Genomic DNA, 15,260 nt, shown 5'->3' with positions numbered 1-15,260 from the left:
CTGTTCTTGTCCGACCGCTGGCTTATGCCAGCGCCTTCAGTGCCGCCTTGCCGCCGTAGAGCGCCTGCTTGCCGAGCTGCTGCTCGATGCGCAGGAGCTGGTTGTATTTGGCGGTGCGATCGGAGCGCGCAAGGGAGCCGGTCTTGATCTGACCGCAATTGGTGGCGACCGCGAGGTCGGCGATGGTAGAATCCTCGGTCTCGCCGGAGCGGTGCGACATCACCGAGGTGTAGCCGGCCTTGTGCGCCATCTCGACGGCGGCGAGCGTCTCGGTCAGCGTGCCGATCTGGTTGACCTTGATCAGGATCGAATTGGCCCGTCCGGCCTTGATGCCTTCGGCGAGGCGCTTGACGTTGGTGACGAAGAGATCGTCACCGACGAGCTGGCACTTCTTGCCGACGAGGTCGGTCAGCTCCTTCCAGCCGTCCATGTCGTCTTCCGACATGCCGTCCTCGATGGTCACGATCGGATAGCGCGAGACGAGATCAGCAAGGTACTTGGCCTGCTCGGAGATCGAGCGGGTCTTGCCCTCGCCCTCGTAGACGTATTTGCCGTCCTTGAAGAACTCGGTCGAGGCGCAGTCGAGGCCAATGACGATGTCGGAGCCCGCCTTGTAGCCGGCCTTGCCGATCGCGTTCATGACGAATTCGAGCGCGGCGTCCGCCGACGGCAGGTTCGGGGCAAAGCCGCCCTCATCGCCGACATTGGTGTTGTGGCCGGCCTTCTTCAATTCGGACTTCAGGGTGTGGAAGACCTCCGCGCCATAGCGCAAGCCCTCGGCAAAGGAGGACGCGCCAACCGGTAGGATCATGAACTCCTGGAAGTCGATCGGATTGTCGGCGTGCATGCCGCCGTTGATGATGTTCATCATCGGCACCGGCAGCAGCCGCGCCGAGGTGCCGCCAACGTAACGATAGAGCGGCATGTCGAGCGAGTTCGCGGCCGCCTTGGCGCAGGCGAGCGACACGCCGAGGATGGCGTTGGCGCCCAGCCGGCTCTTGTTCGGCGTACCGTCGAGGTCGATCATGATCTGGTCGAGCTGGGCCTGCTGCTCGACATCGAGGCCGCTCAGGGCCTCGAAGATTTCGCCGTTGACGGCGCCGACCGCCTTGGTGACGCCCTTGCCGAGATAGCGAGTCTTGTCACCGTCGCGTAGTTCCACCGCCTCATGGGCGCCGGTGGAGGCGCCGGACGGCACGGCAGCACGGCCAAGCGCGCCATCTTCCAGCACGACGTCGACCTCGACGGTGGGATTGCCACGGCTATCGAGAATTTCGCGGCCGATGATGTCGATGATGGCGGTCATGATGTGCACTTCCGTTCGTTAGGGCTGATCGGTGCCGCGGGTCTTACACGGACCGCAAGCAAATGTGAACGCTTGGAGGGTGGGCTTCGACTGACGCGTGAAGCGGCTCGGACTAAGGTTGACCGCATCTGGTCTGCGCGCAAAACCTCAATCTGAAACAGTCGGGGTAACGCCATGAATCGCCGCCAGTTTCTTGCCTCGAGCATCGCCCTCCTCGCGACCCGCCCGAGTTTTGCGCAGGAAGGCCCGTTCCGGACAAAATACTACCCCATTAGCTCCGGCATCGGTCTGCACGACCTCGCTCCCGCTCCCGATGGCACGGTCTGGTTTACGGCCCAGGGCAAGGGCCTGCTCGGCAGGCTCGATCCGAAGGATGGCAGCCATAAGACGGTCAGCCTCGGCCAGGGCGCCGCCCCGCACGGCGTGACCATCGGCCCCGACGGCGCGCCCTGGATCACCGAGGGCGGCCAGAATGCGATCGCCCGCGTCGATCCTTCCGACCTCAAGGTCACCCTGTTCCGCCTGCCCGAGAAGTTCGCCTACGCCAATCTCAACACCGGCGTGTTCGACAAGGACGGCACCTATTGGTTCACCGGCCAGTCCGGCTATTACGGCCGCCTCAAGCCGAACGCGGGCGGGATGGACGTGTTCAGGGCGCCCAAGGGCGTCGGCCCCTACGGAATCACCGTCACGCCCAAGGGCGACGTCTGGTATGCCTCGCTTGCCGGCAGCTATATTGCCAGGATCGATCCGGCGACGGGCAGCGCCAGTGTGGTCGAGCCGCCGACGCCGAGCCAAGGTTCGCGACGGGTTTGGTCGGATTCGAAAAGCCGGATCTGGGTCAGCGAGTGGAACAGTGGCCACGTCTCGGTGCACGATCCCGCGGAAGCCTCCTGGAAGACCTGGAAGCTGCCCGGCGAGCGTCCCCGCACCTACGCGGTCTATGTCGATGACAAGGACAAAGTCTGGCTGACCGATTTCTCCGCCAACGCCATCGTCCGCTTCGATCCCGCCACCGAGCGCTTCAACGTGTTCGCCAGCGACAAGGCTAACGCCAATGTGCGCCAGCTCGACGGGAGGCCGGGCGAGCTCTGGGGCTGCGAATCCGGCAACGACCGGATCATCATGATCCAGACGGTCGCCGCCGGTTGACGACAGCGGCATTTGCGTCCATCCCGGCACGCGGAACAGGATGTGACGACAATGGCGAAGAAATCCCTTCAGCTGGGCCGCGCGGTCGAATGGCCGCACACACCGGAAGAAGCGCAGCTCGACCGCGTGCCGAACCCGCAAAAGGGCACGGACTATCTGGTACGCTTCACCGTGCCGGAATTCACCTCGCTCTGCCCGGTCACGGGACAACCGGATTTCGCACATCTGATGATCGACTACGCCCCCGGCCAATGGTTGCTGGAGTCGAAGTCGCTCAAGCTCTACATCGCGAGCTTCCGCAATCACGGCGCCTTCCACGAGGACTGCACCGTGATGATCGGCAAGCGCATCGCGAGCGAGATCAAGCCGAAGTTCCTGCGCATCGGGGGCTATTGGTATCCGCGCGGCGGCATTCCAATCGACGTGTTCTGGCAGACGGGCCGCGCGCCGAAGGGATTGTGGGTGCCCGAGCAGGGCGTCGCGCCCTATCGCGGCCGGGGCTGAGCTTGAAGAGACCGTTTCTGACTCACCGCGTTCGGTCTCGACCGCGAAGATTTGCTCGCTCGGGGGACGAGGTATAGCGGCTAACAACCATGCCGCTCGAATAAGCCTTGGCCTCGAGTAATTTTAGCTTCCTGAACCCCGACGCCGCGAAGATCCTGACGCCGTCACCCAATACCGCCGGGTTGACGTAGAATTGAAACTCGTCAACGAGACCTTGTTCGATCAGCGCCGCGGCAAACCCCGCGCCACCGAACACGCCAATGTCGCGCCCTCGTTGGCTCTTTAAGGCGCCGACCACCTCGTGCAAATCTCCGCTGACAAGCGTGGTTCGTTCCCACGCCGGCTCCGTTGGCTTATTCGTCGGAACCATTTTGCTCATTTCTGTGATACGCTTAGCGAACGCGTAGAATGGCTCAGTTGGGTAGCGGTTCGCTGCGTTCTCCCAATGCCGTAGATACCCTTCATTCAGCATCTTCCGACTGAGAAGAATCGTGTCGATGCGCTCGAAGTGAGCATTGAAATCGCGCTTCAGTTCATCATCCCAAAAGTTGTTGTCACCCCAACCCCATAGCTGCCAATTTACCGTTCCGTAGGAGCCGACAAAGCCATCGGCTGACACCTGCATCTGAAGGATAAGTTTTCGCATCGGTCTATTCTCTCAGAATCATGCAAGGATCGAAGCTGCGAACGATTCAGCAGCCCATTGTTTGAAGGTCGTTCGAGTTGTGTTTTCTGAAGTTGGCGTGTCGAGTGCCCATCGCTCTTGGCGATTGAAGCTCGCTGGGGTTTCGATCAACGCTTCCGTGAAGCTGGCTGATATCCCGTTTGCGATCATGCTGCTGCGGGCGTCATCGAGCGGGACAGATCGATAAGTCACGTCTTTGCGCAGTTTCCTGCCCAGGAGCTCTGTCACCTTCTGAAATATGTAAAAGCCGCCGCTTGCAACCTGATGGATATCTGCGGGCATTTTCCACCACTCCTCCAGCATTGAGACTTTGTGATTGGTTTACATTTGGAAGCATTGACGCCAGCCTCGAATGATGTCAATAGTAAATCGATTTACAAAGGGAACTACGGATGTCGGGAAGACAGCGATCAGGTTGCCCAATCAGTCTGTCGCTGGAGTTGCTCGGCGATCGCTGGACGCTGCTGATTGTGCGTGACATCGTTTTCGCGGGGAAACAGCACTTCCGGGAATTTCTGCAGTCCGATGAATCGATATCATCGCGGACGCTTGCGGAGCGGCTTCAAACGCTGCAAGAAGGCGGCGTCCTTACCCGTCATGACGACCCCACGCATAAACTGAAGGCGATTTATCGCCTTACGGAGGCGGGCATTGATCTGCTGCCTGTCCTCGCCGAGCTTGGCTTATGGGGCAGCAAATATCGTAATGCTGATCCGGATCTTGGTGCGGTTGCCGAGAGACTATCGGCGGGGGGCCCCAAGATGCTTTCCCAGATGAAGCAAAAACTGAGAAAAGGAGGTTCTAAATGACGATACGCCGCGTCAGGCGCTAGACATCTTTTAGGCGACTGCATCCGATGGCGCCCGCTGTTTCAACAGCCGCGCACAGGCGAAGCCCAGCGCGACCATGATCGCGGCGCTCGCGAACAGGGTCGGCATCTTGCCGCCATGCTGGAGGCCAAGTCCATAGGCGAGCGGCCCCACCGTCTGCCCCATGAAGAAGAAGAACGAATGCAGCGACAACGCGGTTGCGCGCGCCTCGACCGAGAGTTCGCTGGCAAACATCTGAAGGCAGCCATGGGCGATGTAGAAGCCCCATCCCATCACGATGAGATTGAACGCCTGCACTTCCCAGCGCAGGCCGAAGCCGACGGCAACGAGCTGCGAAGCCACCAGCGTCATGCCCGCGATCATCATTCCCTTCATGCCCAGCCATGGCAGCAGGCGCGACACCGTCAGCGTGTAGAACAAGCCGCCGACCGCAAAGCCCGCGATGACGATGCCCGCGATCGAGAGCGAGGTCTGACCGAGCTCGAACAGGAACGAAGCGAAGTAGGGAAACAGGCCGAGCACGCAGCAGCCTTCGATGAACACCGCCGCATAACAGACATAGGCGTTCGGGTTGGTGAAGATGGTGCGATAGCCCGCCTTCAGCGCCGACAGGCTCGTCTTCGGCGGATGCTTGACCTTGGCGCCACGAAAACCGGCGGCGACCGCGATCGAGGCAACGATCACCAGCGCGCCGAGCACCGCCAGCACTCCGCGCCAGCCGAGGAAATCGCCGATCAGGCCGGAGGCCGAGGCGCCGAGGAGATTGCCCGTCATCGCGCCGGCGAGCGTGCGGCTGATCGCGACCTGGCGCTTCTCCGGACCGACGAGATCGCTGGTCAGGCTGAGCGCCACCGGAAACACGCCGCCGGAGCCGATACCGGCGAGGATACGGGTCGCGAACAGAACCGAGAATGAGCTCGAGAGCGCCCCCAGGATGTTGGCAAGGCCGAGCAGCGCGAGGCAGCCGATCATCAGCCGCGTCTTGCCGAACAGATCGGCGGCGGCGCCGACGATCGGCTGGATGATCGAGAAGGTGAAGGCGAACACCGCGGCAAAACCGGCAGCGGTCGCGATGCTGACGCCAAAGTCCTCCGCGACGTGCGGCAGCACCGGATCGAGCGCGCGCGCGGAGAGCGCCGCGGCGAAGCTTGCACCGGAGATGACGTAAAGCGCGGCCGGCAGGCCGTGATCGTGCGCCCGCGCCTCGCCTTGCTGCATCAGCGCGGGTCGGCTTTGGTCGAATCCTTGGCGAGCGCGTCGAACGCCATCAGCCTTCGGATCAGCCCTTCGAACTCGCGCAGCGGCACCATGTTGGGTCCGTCGGACGGCGCGCTGTCAGGATCGGGATGGGTCTCGATGAAGATACCGGCAACACCGACGGCGACGGCTGCGCGTGCGAGCACCGGCACGAATTCGCGCTCCCCTCCGGAAGACGTCCCCTTCCCGCCCGGCTGTTGCACCGAATGAGTCGCGTCGAAGATCACGGGGGCGCCGGTGGTACGCGCCAGGATCGGTAAGGCGCGCATGTCGGAGACCAGGGTGTTGTAGCCGAAGGACGCGCCGCGTTCGGTGACGAGCACGTTGGGATTGTTCGCGCTCGTGATCTTGGACACGACGTTGGCCATGTCCCAGGGCGCAAGAAACTGACCCTTCTTGACGTTGACGACCTTGCCGGTTGCGGCGGCCGCCAGCAGCAGATCGGTCTGGCGACACAGGAAGGCGGGAATCTGCAACACATCCACCGCCTGCGCCACCTCGGCACACTGCCCGGCGTCATGCACGTCGGTCAGGACCGGCAGGCCGAGCGACGATCGGATTTCGGCGAAGATCGGCAGCGATTGTGCAAGTCCGAGGCCACGCGCGGCCGACGCGCTGGTGCGATTGGCCTTGTCGAATGAGGTCTTGTAGACGAGGCCGATCTGCAGTCGCGCGGCGATCTCCTTCAGCGCGGAGGCCACCTCCAGCGCATGCTGGCGGCTTTCGAGCTGACACGGCCCGGCAATGATCGAGATCGGCAGATCATTGCCGAATTTGACCTTGCCAATGGTGACGACCGGAGCCGCTGACGTCGAAGAGCTCAAGGCAAATCCCTCGTTCGGCGCGACCATAGCCGCGATGAAGGGCGGATCAACCCCATTCGGCCTGGGCTCCCAGAATATCAGGGTTGCGCCCAGGCTCCCCGCGACGCCCTCGCGCCGGCCGTCTCTACTTCACCGACGAGAAGGCGGTCGGCGCCAGGATCTGGCTGACGATGTTGCCGACGATCTGGCCGTCCGCCTCGCTCTCGGCGCGCCCTTTCATCCAGTCCGGATCGGTCATGAAGGCGGCCCACTTCTTCTCGCGCTCGGCGAGCGACTCCCAGGCCAGGAAATAGGTCAGCTCCTGGTTGGATTCACCGATCAGGGTCGTGAAGAACCCGGCCTGCTTGATGCCGTGCTTTTCCCACACCTTCAGCGTGACGGTCTCGAACCGCTTGAGCAGTGCCGGCAGGCGGCCGGGCACGCAGCGATAGATGCGCATTTCGTAGATCATTCGTATTCCTCCCTGATCAGGTCCGGCGGTTATAACGGCCGGCCCCGACGGTGTCTTGAGGCCCGCTCGGCCGCCCCGGTAGCGTTCCGTGCATGGCTAGAGCCGCTCAAGCCGCTTCATCGAGAGCCGGTTCCCGCAATGCTGCCGCAATGATACGGCCGCTAGAATGGCGCGATTGAGGTTGAGGTGCGGATCATGCGGATTTTGCTCGTCGAGGACGAGGCCGAAATGGCCGACGCGCTGGCGTCGGCGCTGAAGCGCTACGACATGGTCGTGGACCACGCCCCGACGCTTGCCGAGGCGGAAGAGGCCATTTCTGCCGACGTCCACGCCGCCGTCCTGCTCGATCGCCAGCTTCCCGATGGCGACGGTCTCACCCTGATCCCGAAACTCAGGGCGCGCGCCGACGGCGTGCCGATCATCGTGTTGACGGCGCGCGGCGAACTCGCCGACCGGGTCGCCGGACTGGACTGCGGGGCGGATGATTATCTGTCAAAGCCGTTCGCGGTGGAGGAATTGCTGGCGCGGCTGCGCGCCGTGCTGCGCCGGCCCGCCGGGCTGCATCCCGACATCATGCACGCCGGCCGCCTCGCCTTCGATTTCGGCCATCGCGAGGCAAGCATCGACGGGGCTCCGCTCGAGCTGCCGCGACGCGAGCTCCTCGTGCTGGAAGCCCTGGTCCGCCGCATGGGCCGGACCGTGCTGCGCTCCGCGCTGGAAGAAGCCGTCTACAGTTTCGACGACGAGATCCAGTCGAATGCGCTCGATACGCATGTGTCGCGCCTGCGCCGCAAACTCTCGGAAGCCGATGCGCGCGTGGAGATCCACGGCATCCGCGGCGTCGGCTATCTCCTGAAGAAGCTGCCATGAGCAAGCACCACGAACCCTATTGTCTGCGCTCGCGGCTGAGCTTGCGCCTGCTGTCGCTCCAGGCGGTGCTGCTCACGGCGCTCGTTGCCGTCGTCGTCGGGGCATTGAGCGCGTCGGGATTCGTGATCGCCGGACGCGACGAAGATCGCGTGATCGATATCGTCCAGCGCGCGCTCGGACGCGACGCGCAAGGCGACCTGGTCCTGCGGTCGACGACCGAACTGAAGCAATTGCGCAGCGAGACCCCCGATCTCTGGTTCCTGGTCCGCGACAGGCAGGGACATTCGCTCAGCGAAGGCACCGTGCCGGCCGAATTCGCCGCCATCGGCAGCGGCCTCGACCAGATCAGCCAGGCCCGGCTCGGCTGGCAGCTGTTCGAGGACGATCCGCGCAAGCCCCCGGCGCGGCTGAAGCGGGTCGATACCGACGCCGGCAATGTGCAAATCATCACTGCGACGCAAGGCAAGCTCACCGGCGCCAAGGCGTTGTTCATGACATCGCTTGCATTGCTCGGCATCGCCCTGCCCGGTCTGCTTCTCATGGGAACGGCGACGTTCATCGCCACGCCGATGATCGTGCGGCGCGCCTTCGAGGCGCTCGATGCGACGGCGGACCAGGCGCGGCGCATCGACATCCATCAACGCGGCGCGCGGCTGTCGCTGGACCGGATTCCGCTGGAAGTCGTGCCGCTCGTGACTGCGGTCAACGACGCGCTGGCGCGGCTGGACCAGGGCTATGCCCGCCACAAGCGCTTCGTCGCCGATGCCGCACACGAGTTGCGCACACCGATCGCGATCCTGAACACGCGGCTGGAGTCGCTTCCAGCGGGGCCGGACAAGACCCGGTTGCTGGAGGATTCCGCGCGGCTGGCAACGCTTGCCGAGCAGCTGCTGGACATTCAAAGGCTCGACCGCTGCGGCCATCCCTTCACGCGCGTTGACCTCGTCGCAATCGCGCAAAGCGCGGCCGCAGATCTTGCGCCGCTGGCCATTGCCGCCGGCTACGAGTTGGCGCTCGACGCCCCCTCCACGCCGGTCGAAACGATCGGCGATGCGGCGGCGCTGGAGCGCGCGCTGACCAACCTTGTGCAGAATGCGATCCAGCACGGCCCGCGCCGCGGCACCATAGGCATTCGTGTCAGCAGGCCCGCGAACATCGAGGTCACGGACGAAGGCGCCGGCATTCCGGCCGATCAGCGCGAACAGATATTCGAGCCGTTCTACCGGCTGACACCGCTCGATCGCGGTGCCGGCCTCGGCCTCAACATGGTGCGCGAGATCGTGCTCCTGCATGGCGGCCACATCTCGGTCGCGGACGCAGCGACCGGCGGCGCGTGCTTCAGGATTTCACTGCCGCCAGTCCGGGAGAATTGATGCAATCGGCATGCGGCCCGCAATGCTGTCGCAATGCACTCAAGCGATTCTTCGGCCGCCTCACCTCTGACCTGCGAGGCGCAACCAAGATGCCGGAGTGCGCATGCCCAACGATTTCCTCTCGTTCTTCCTGTCATGGATGTCAGCCCCGCGCCGCGTCGGCGCGATCGCGCCGTCGGGCGCGGCGCTGGCCGATCTCATCACCCGCGAGATCACCGCATCGACCGGCCCTGTTCTCGAGCTCGGCCCCGGCACCGGCGCGTTCACCTACAAGCTGCTCAAACGCGGCGTGCGCCAGCAGGACCTCACGCTGATCGAATACGGCTCCGACTTCATGAAGGTGCTCCAGATGCGTTTTCCGAACGCGCGCGTCTTGTGGATGGATGCAGGGCGGCTCGCAACGGAGCGCCTCTATGACGGCGCGCCCGTCGGCGCGGTCGTGAGCGGCCTGCCGCTGCTCAACATGTCGACGCGCAAGGTGGTCTCGATCGTCGGTGGCGCGTTCAGTCATGTCCGCCCCGGCGGCGCCTTCTACCAGTTCACCTATGGCATGAGTTGTCCGATCCCGCGGCCCGTGCTCGACCGGCTGGGCTTGCGCGCAAAGCTGGTGGATCGTGCCCTGCTGAACGTGCCGCCGGCCGCCGTCTACAAGCTGACGCGACGGCCGCAGATGAAGCTCGTCACGGGATCGCTTGCGCCTGATACGTCAATGCCGGCCGCGCCGGAGCCGATGCATCTTGCAGGTGACTGCACCGCCACGCGCTGAGCGATTACACCAGGCGGCTCTGAACCATTGCCGCGCGAATGAACGACGCGAACAGCGGATGCGGCTCGAACGGTCGCGACTTCAGTTCCGGATGGAACTGGACGCCGATGAACCAGGGGTGATCCTCGTACTCGACGATCTCCGGCAGCACGCCGTCGGGCGACAGGCCCGAGAATTTCAGCCCGTGCTGCTCGAGGCGATCCTTATAGGCGGTGTTGACCTCGTAGCGATGGCGGTGGCGCTCGGAAATCTCGGTCGCGCCGCCATAGACTTCCGAAACGCGGCTGCCGCGATTGAGCGCCGCGGGATAGGCGCCCAAGCGCATCGTGCCGCCGAGATCGCCGGCGTTGGTGCGCTTCTCGAGCTCGTTGCCGCGCAGCCATTCCGTCATCAGGCCGACCAGGGGCTCCTTGGTCGGGCCGAACTCGGTGGAGTTGGCCTCCTCGATCCCGACGAGATTCCGAGCTGCCTCGATCACCGCCATCTGCATGCCGAAGCAGATGCCGAAATACGGCACGTCGCGCTCGCGCGCGAACTGCGCCGCGCGGATCTTGCCTTCGGCGCCGCGCTGGCCGAAGCCGCCGGGCACCAGAATGCCGTTGACGTGCTCGAGGAACGGCGCGGGATCTTCCTTCTCGAAGATCTCGCTTTCGATCCAGTCGAGATTGACCTTCACCTTGTTGGCGATGCCGCCATGGGAGAGCGCCTCGATCAGCGACTTATACGCATCCTTCATGCCGGTATACTTACCAACGATGGCGATGGTGACGTTGCCCTCGGGATTGCGGATGCGCTCGTTGATCTGCTGCCAGCTCCGCAGCTCCGGCGGAATCCGCGAGCCGATGCCGAAGGCGGCAAGCACTTCGTCGTCGAGGCCTGCCGCATGGTAAGCCTGAGGGACAGCGTAGATGCTGTCGGCGTCGCGCGCCTCGATGACGGCGCTCTCGCGCACGTTACAGAACAGCCCGAGCTTGCGCCGTTCCTCCTTCGGGATCTCGCGATCGGTACGGCAGAGCAGGATGTCCGGCTGGATGCCGATCGAGCGCAGCTCCTTGACGGAGTGCTGCGTCGGCTTTGTCTTCAGCTCACCGGCGCTCGGGATGTAAGGCAGCAGCGTCAAATGAATGTAGATGGCGTGATCGCGCGGCAACTCGTTCTTGAGCTGGCGGATCGCCTCGAAGAACGGCAGGCCCTCGATGTCGCCGACGGTGCCACCGATCTCGACCAGCACGAAGTCGTAATCGTCGTTGCCGTCGAGGACGAAATCCTTGATGGCGTTGGTGACATGCGGAACCACCTGGATGGTCGCGCCGAGATAATCGCCGCGCCGCTCCTTGGAGATGATGTCCTGATAAATGCGCCCGGTCGTGATGTTGTCGGCCTTGGTCGCCGGCCGCCCGGTGAAGCGCTCATAGTGACCGAGATCGAGGTCGGTCTCCGCGCCGTCATCGGTCACGAACACTTCGCCGTGCTGATACGGCGACATCGTTCCGGGATCGAGATTGAGATAGGGGTCAAGCTTGCGGAGGCGGACCTTGTAGCCCCGAGCTTGCAACAGGGCACCGAGTGCCGCTGAAGCCAGACCCTTGCCGAGCGAAGAAACCACGCCGCCGGTGATGAATATGTACCGCGCCATGGGGCTTAACCTCTAATCCCTCGAATTCGATTCGCCAAAGCGATTCGTATTCCGCCCCAAACATTTTGCGGGGCTGTGGGTGAGCCAGAACTGAGAGTGGTGACAGAGCCTTGATAGGGATTGTTGATCCAGGACGGTAGAAGCCGCCCTGCATGGCCCCCCTGTTTTATTGCGAACGCGGTACCTGCGGGCCGCTCGGTGCCGGAGCCTGCTGCTGCTCGTCGGCCTTCTTCAGCAGAATCCAGGATGCCACCCGAGGTCGGCGGCGCGATCGGTCCGCCACCGGCCGGCTGTGTCTGCGACGCCGGCGCACCGATGATCGACGACGGCTTGCGGTCGTAGCCGGCATACCAGGACAGGAACAGGCTGGTGAGGAAGAAGCCGACGGCCAGAATCGCGGTGGTCCGCGTCAGAAGGTTCGCCGTGCCGCGGCTCGACATGAAGCCTGCGCCGCCTCCCATGCCGAGGCCCCCGCCTTCCGACTTCTGGAGCAGGACGGCGCCGATCATAACGGTGACGATCATGAGGTGAATGACGATGACAACGGTCTGCATAGTGTCCTTCCGTCACAAGCCGACAGCGCCGAGACGGCGGCCAATCGTGCTTCGCGGGGTTTTCCTGAAGTTGCGCGGTGTTACACGATCGGACGGGGCATTGCCACCCCCGATCAGCCCCGGACCAGTGGTTTGAACCAGCCAGGGACGGCCCTGCCTAATTAGGGCAGCCCTGCGCAATCGCAAGGAAATCGGCCGCCTTCAGACTGGCCCCGCCGACCAGCGCGCCATTGACGTTCTTCACGGCCATCAGCTCGGCCGCGTTCGAGGGCTTGACCGAGCCGCCATAGAGAATGCGCATCCCGGCGCCGTCGGCCTTGAACCTGGAGGTCAGGAATTCCCGGATAAAGCCATGAATCTGCTCGACATCCCGAGACGTCGGGGTCAGGCCGGTGCCGATCGCCCAGACCGGCTCATAGGCCACGACCAGATTGGCGGAGGTCGAGCCATCCGGCAGCGAGCCGGTGAGCTGGCCGCGCAGGATATCCAGGGTCTGGCCCGCATCGCGCTGGCCCTGCGTCTCTCCGATACAGACGATCGCCGTCACCCCGGCGCGCCAGGCGGCCTCTGCCTTCTGCCGGATCAGGGCATCGCCCTCGCCATGGTCGGCGCGGCGCTCGGAATGGCCGACGATGATAGCGGTCGCACCCGAATCCACCAGCATTTCGGCGGCGATGTCGCCGGTATGGGCGCCAGAGGCCTTGGGGTGGCAATCCTGGGCTCCCACCGCGACCTTCTTGCCGCAGGCCTTCTCGGCGAAAGCTGCGATCAGGGTCGCCGGCGGACAAACCAGCAAATCGGCTTTGCCGGCCACTTCTGTCGCACCATTGAGCATGGCGCCGAATTCGGCAGTCGAGGCCTTCAGGCCGTTCATTTTCCAGTTGCCGGCGATCAGGGGGCGGATGGCATCGATCATGTCAAATTCCAGCAAAATTTGGGTTGCGCATGCGCTAGCAGAGGTCCCGTGGCAGTTCCAGAGACCAGGGGCTTTTAACCGCAGGGATCGAAAGCCTGTCGGACCCGAGGTTGCGGGGGGAAAGCCACCACTTTATGATGGTTGATCAATTTGGTGACGCGCTTTTGCGGAATCTGCATTAAGACGCGCTCCCGTTCCCCTCCTGCCAAACAAGTTGGACCAAATGCTTCGAGGAATGCGCAAGGCCTCATCAAACTGGCTCGGCAAGACCATTATGGCCATTGTGATGGGCGTGCTGATCATCAGTTTCGGCGTTTGGGGCATTGCCGACATCTTCAAGGGCTTTGGGCAGTCCACCGTGGCCAAGGTCGGCGGCACCGAGATTTCGTTGAACGAGTTCCGCCAGATTTACACTGATCGCCTCCAGCAGATCAGCCGCCAGTTCGGCCGGCCGCTGTCGCCTGAGCAGGCGCGCGCCTTCGGCCTCGACCGTCAGGTGCTCCAGCAGACGATCGCGGAAGCCGCCCTCGACGAAGAGGCGCGCCGGCTCGGGCTCGGCCAGTCCGACGACCAGATCCGCCAGCTCATCATGAACGACCCGAACTTCAAGGGCGTCGGCGGCAACTTCGATTCGAACCGCTTTCAGTCCGTGATCCGCAATTTCGGCTATACCGAGCAGCGCTACGTTTCGGAGCAGCGCAAGGTCTCACTGCGTCGGCAGATCACCGGCACGATCGGTGCCGGCCTCGAGCCGCCGAAGGCGATGCTAGACGTGCTGACGCGCTTCCAGAACGAGCAGCGCGCCATTGAATTCGTCAGGCTCGACGCAGCTCAGGCAGGCACCATCGACGCGCCATCGCCGGAGGCGCTCGCCGCCTATTTCGAGGATCACAAGGTCCAGTTCCGCGCGCCCGAATATCGCAAGATCGCGTTCGTCGTGATCTCGCCGGAGGAGATCGGCAAGTGGAGCGAGGTGTCGGACGAGGACGCCAAGAAAGCATTCGACCAGCGCAAGGACCGGCTCGGCACGCCGGAGAAGCGCCAGATCCAGCAGATCGTATTCCCCAACGCCGCCGAGGCGCAGGCCGCACGCGAGCGGCTCACCAGCGGGACGTCGTTCGAGGACCTCGGCAAGGAGCGCGGACTGAGCGCGTCTGACGTCGATCTCGGGCTCGTGACCAAATCCTCGCTCGATCCCGCAGTTGGAGACGCTGTCTTCGCGCTTCCCGCCGGTGAAATCAGCCAGCCGATCCAGGGCCGTCTCGGCACGTCGATCGTCAAGGTCGAAAAGATCGAGCCGGGCACTGAGGCGAACTACGCGAGCGTTGCCGCCGACATCAAGCGCGAGATCGCCACCGAGCGTGCGCGCGTCAAGGTCGCCGATCTCCGCGACAAGATGGAAGACGAGCGCGGCGGCGGTGCCAGCGTGATCGACGCGGCGCAGAAGCTCGGCCTCACCGCCGTGACCATCGACGCCGTCGACCGTTCCGGCCGCGCGCCGAGCGGCCAGCCGGTCTCCGGCATTCCGCAGGGCCTCGACGTGGTGTCGCAGGCCTTTAACACCGATGTCGGCGTCGACAACGACTCGATCTCGTTCAAGGGCGGCTATGTCTGGTACGACGTGCTTGCCATCACGCCCTCGCGCGACCGCAATCTCGACGAGGTTCGCGACCAGGTCGAGGTGCGCTGGCGCCAGGACCAGATCGCGACCAAGCTGAAGGCCAAGGCGACCGAGATGGTGCAGAAGCTCGAATCTGGCGGCAAGCTCGCCGACGAAGCAGCCGCGATCGGCGCCAAGGTCGAGACCGCCACCGGCTTCAAGCGGGACGACTCGCCCGCCAGCGTGCCCGCGGCCGTCGTGTCGGCCGCCTTCCGCGTCGCCAAGGACGGCGTCGGGCAGACGGCAGTGACCGGCGGCACCGAGGTGATCGTGTTCCGCGTTACCGAGATCATCGATCCCACCGTCGATGCCGCTTCCGATGCGGTCAAGAAGCTGAAGGACAGTCTCGACCGCGCGCAGACCGAGGAGCAGGTCGCGTCCTACGTCAACAAGCTTGAAACCGACATCGGGACCACGATTAATCAGGCCGCCTTCGCGCAGGTGACCGGCGCGAACCAGTGAGTTGAAAGCACGCG

At 63.9% G+C, this 15,260-nt stretch carries 15 protein-coding genes and 1 pseudogene; 7 read left to right on the top strand and 9 right to left on the bottom strand.

Features of this window, described 5'->3' with window-relative positions:
* Window positions 1–22: 22 nt before the first annotated feature.
* Window positions 23–1,306: a phosphopyruvate hydratase gene (gene eno / locus AB3L03_RS36485; RefSeq protein ID WP_018458064.1), complete on the bottom strand. Its 1,284-nt coding sequence runs from the start codon at window positions 1,304–1,306 to the stop codon at window positions 23–25.
* A gap of 174 nt (window positions 1,307–1,480) precedes the next feature.
* Between eno and AB3L03_RS36480 the strand changes: the two genes are divergently transcribed.
* A complete protein-coding gene (locus AB3L03_RS36480) occupies window positions 1,481–2,458 on the top strand; it encodes a lyase (protein WP_368507993.1) in 978 nt (325 codons plus the stop codon).
* 51 nt (window positions 2,459–2,509) lie between these two features.
* Window positions 2,510–2,962 carry a preQ(1) synthase gene (queF, locus tag AB3L03_RS36475; protein WP_018458066.1) on the top strand — a complete coding sequence of 151 codons (453 nt, stop codon included), beginning with the start codon at window positions 2,510–2,512 and terminating at the stop codon, window positions 2,960–2,962.
* Between the two features lie 22 nt (window positions 2,963–2,984).
* Here the strand turns inward: queF and AB3L03_RS36470 are convergent, their stop codons facing one another.
* Together AB3L03_RS36470 and AB3L03_RS36465 are read right to left on the bottom strand one after the other, a co-directional pair.
* The gene (locus AB3L03_RS36470; RefSeq protein ID WP_085395044.1) at window positions 2,985–3,608 is read right to left on the bottom strand and encodes a dihydrofolate reductase family protein; all 624 of its coding nucleotides are present in this window, start codon (window positions 3,606–3,608) and stop codon (window positions 2,985–2,987) included.
* A gap of 18 nt (window positions 3,609–3,626) precedes the next feature.
* Window positions 3,627–3,929 carry a hypothetical protein gene (locus AB3L03_RS36465; RefSeq protein WP_143275400.1) on the bottom strand — a complete coding sequence of 101 codons (303 nt, stop codon included), beginning with the start codon at window positions 3,927–3,929 and terminating at the stop codon, window positions 3,627–3,629.
* A gap of 110 nt (window positions 3,930–4,039) precedes the next feature.
* Here AB3L03_RS36465 and AB3L03_RS36460 point away from each other — a divergent pair, with 110 nt between their 5' ends.
* Window positions 4,040–4,456 carry a winged helix-turn-helix transcriptional regulator gene (locus AB3L03_RS36460; RefSeq protein ID WP_368507992.1) on the top strand — a complete coding sequence of 139 codons (417 nt, stop codon included), beginning with the start codon at window positions 4,040–4,042 and terminating at the stop codon, window positions 4,454–4,456.
* 30 nt (window positions 4,457–4,486) lie between these two features.
* Here AB3L03_RS36460 and AB3L03_RS36455 read toward each other — a convergent pair whose 3' ends face one another.
* The 3 genes from AB3L03_RS36455 to AB3L03_RS36445 all read right to left on the bottom strand — a co-directional run bounded on the left by AB3L03_RS36455 (window position 4,487) and on the right by AB3L03_RS36445 (window position 7,009).
* Window positions 4,487–5,695, bottom strand: coding sequence for an MFS transporter (locus AB3L03_RS36455; protein ID WP_368507991.1), 1,209 nt, complete (start codon window positions 5,693–5,695; stop codon window positions 4,487–4,489).
* Window positions 5,695–6,558 (bottom strand): 3-deoxy-8-phosphooctulonate synthase, encoded by an 864-nt coding sequence (kdsA, locus tag AB3L03_RS36450; RefSeq protein WP_018458071.1) that lies wholly within the window; start codon window positions 6,556–6,558, stop codon window positions 5,695–5,697. The genes AB3L03_RS36455 and kdsA overlap by 1 nt, the downstream gene beginning before the upstream one ends.
* 124 nt (window positions 6,559–6,682) lie before the next feature.
* Entirely contained in the window at window positions 6,683–7,009 is a 327-nt protein-coding gene (locus AB3L03_RS36445) for an NIPSNAP family protein (protein ID WP_247336773.1), read from the bottom strand.
* Between the two features lie 195 nt (window positions 7,010–7,204).
* On the opposite strand from AB3L03_RS36445, the gene AB3L03_RS36440 reads away from it, so the two are divergent.
* From AB3L03_RS36440 to AB3L03_RS36430, 3 genes are all read left to right on the top strand, one after another.
* Window positions 7,205–7,879: a response regulator transcription factor gene (locus tag AB3L03_RS36440; protein WP_085353237.1), complete on the top strand. Its 675-nt coding sequence runs from the start codon at window positions 7,205–7,207 to the stop codon at window positions 7,877–7,879.
* Window positions 7,876–9,252 (top strand): sensor histidine kinase, encoded by a 1,377-nt coding sequence (locus AB3L03_RS36435; RefSeq protein WP_368507990.1) that lies wholly within the window; start codon window positions 7,876–7,878, stop codon window positions 9,250–9,252. The genes AB3L03_RS36440 and AB3L03_RS36435 overlap by 4 nt, the downstream gene beginning before the upstream one ends.
* A 103-nt stretch (window positions 9,253–9,355) precedes the next feature.
* Window positions 9,356–10,018, top strand: a complete 663-nt coding sequence (locus AB3L03_RS36430; protein ID WP_018458074.1) for a class I SAM-dependent methyltransferase — start codon at window positions 9,356–9,358, stop codon at window positions 10,016–10,018.
* A 4-nt stretch (window positions 10,019–10,022) separates the two neighbouring features.
* On the opposite strand, the gene AB3L03_RS36425 is transcribed toward AB3L03_RS36430, so the two are convergent.
* The 3 genes and pseudogenes from AB3L03_RS36425 to tpiA form a co-directional block, all read right to left on the bottom strand.
* A complete protein-coding gene (locus tag AB3L03_RS36425; RefSeq protein WP_007590604.1) occupies window positions 10,023–11,654 on the bottom strand; it encodes a CTP synthase in 1,632 nt (543 codons plus the stop codon).
* Window positions 11,655–11,820: 166 nt separating this feature from the next.
* Window positions 11,821–12,208 (bottom strand): annotated as a pseudogene (gene secG / locus AB3L03_RS36420) (preprotein translocase subunit SecG).
* 157 nt (window positions 12,209–12,365) lie between these two features.
* On the bottom strand, window positions 12,366–13,124 hold the full coding sequence (gene tpiA, locus AB3L03_RS36415; RefSeq protein WP_368507989.1) for a triose-phosphate isomerase: 759 nt from the start codon (window positions 13,122–13,124) through the stop codon (window positions 12,366–12,368).
* A 223-nt stretch (window positions 13,125–13,347) separates the two neighbouring features.
* Here tpiA and AB3L03_RS36410 point away from each other — a divergent pair, with 223 nt between their 5' ends.
* Complete coding sequence (locus tag AB3L03_RS36410) at window positions 13,348–15,246, top strand: peptidylprolyl isomerase (RefSeq protein WP_204511307.1); 1,899 nt, start codon at window positions 13,348–13,350, stop codon at window positions 15,244–15,246.
* Window positions 15,247–15,260 lie beyond the last annotated feature (14 nt).

Origin of the sequence: Bradyrhizobium lupini (assembly GCF_040939785.1) — a bacterium.
GTDB classification, from domain to species: domain Bacteria; phylum Pseudomonadota; class Alphaproteobacteria; order Rhizobiales; family Xanthobacteraceae; genus Bradyrhizobium; species Bradyrhizobium canariense_D.
This window is presented reverse-complemented; position numbering and strand designations above follow the sequence as displayed.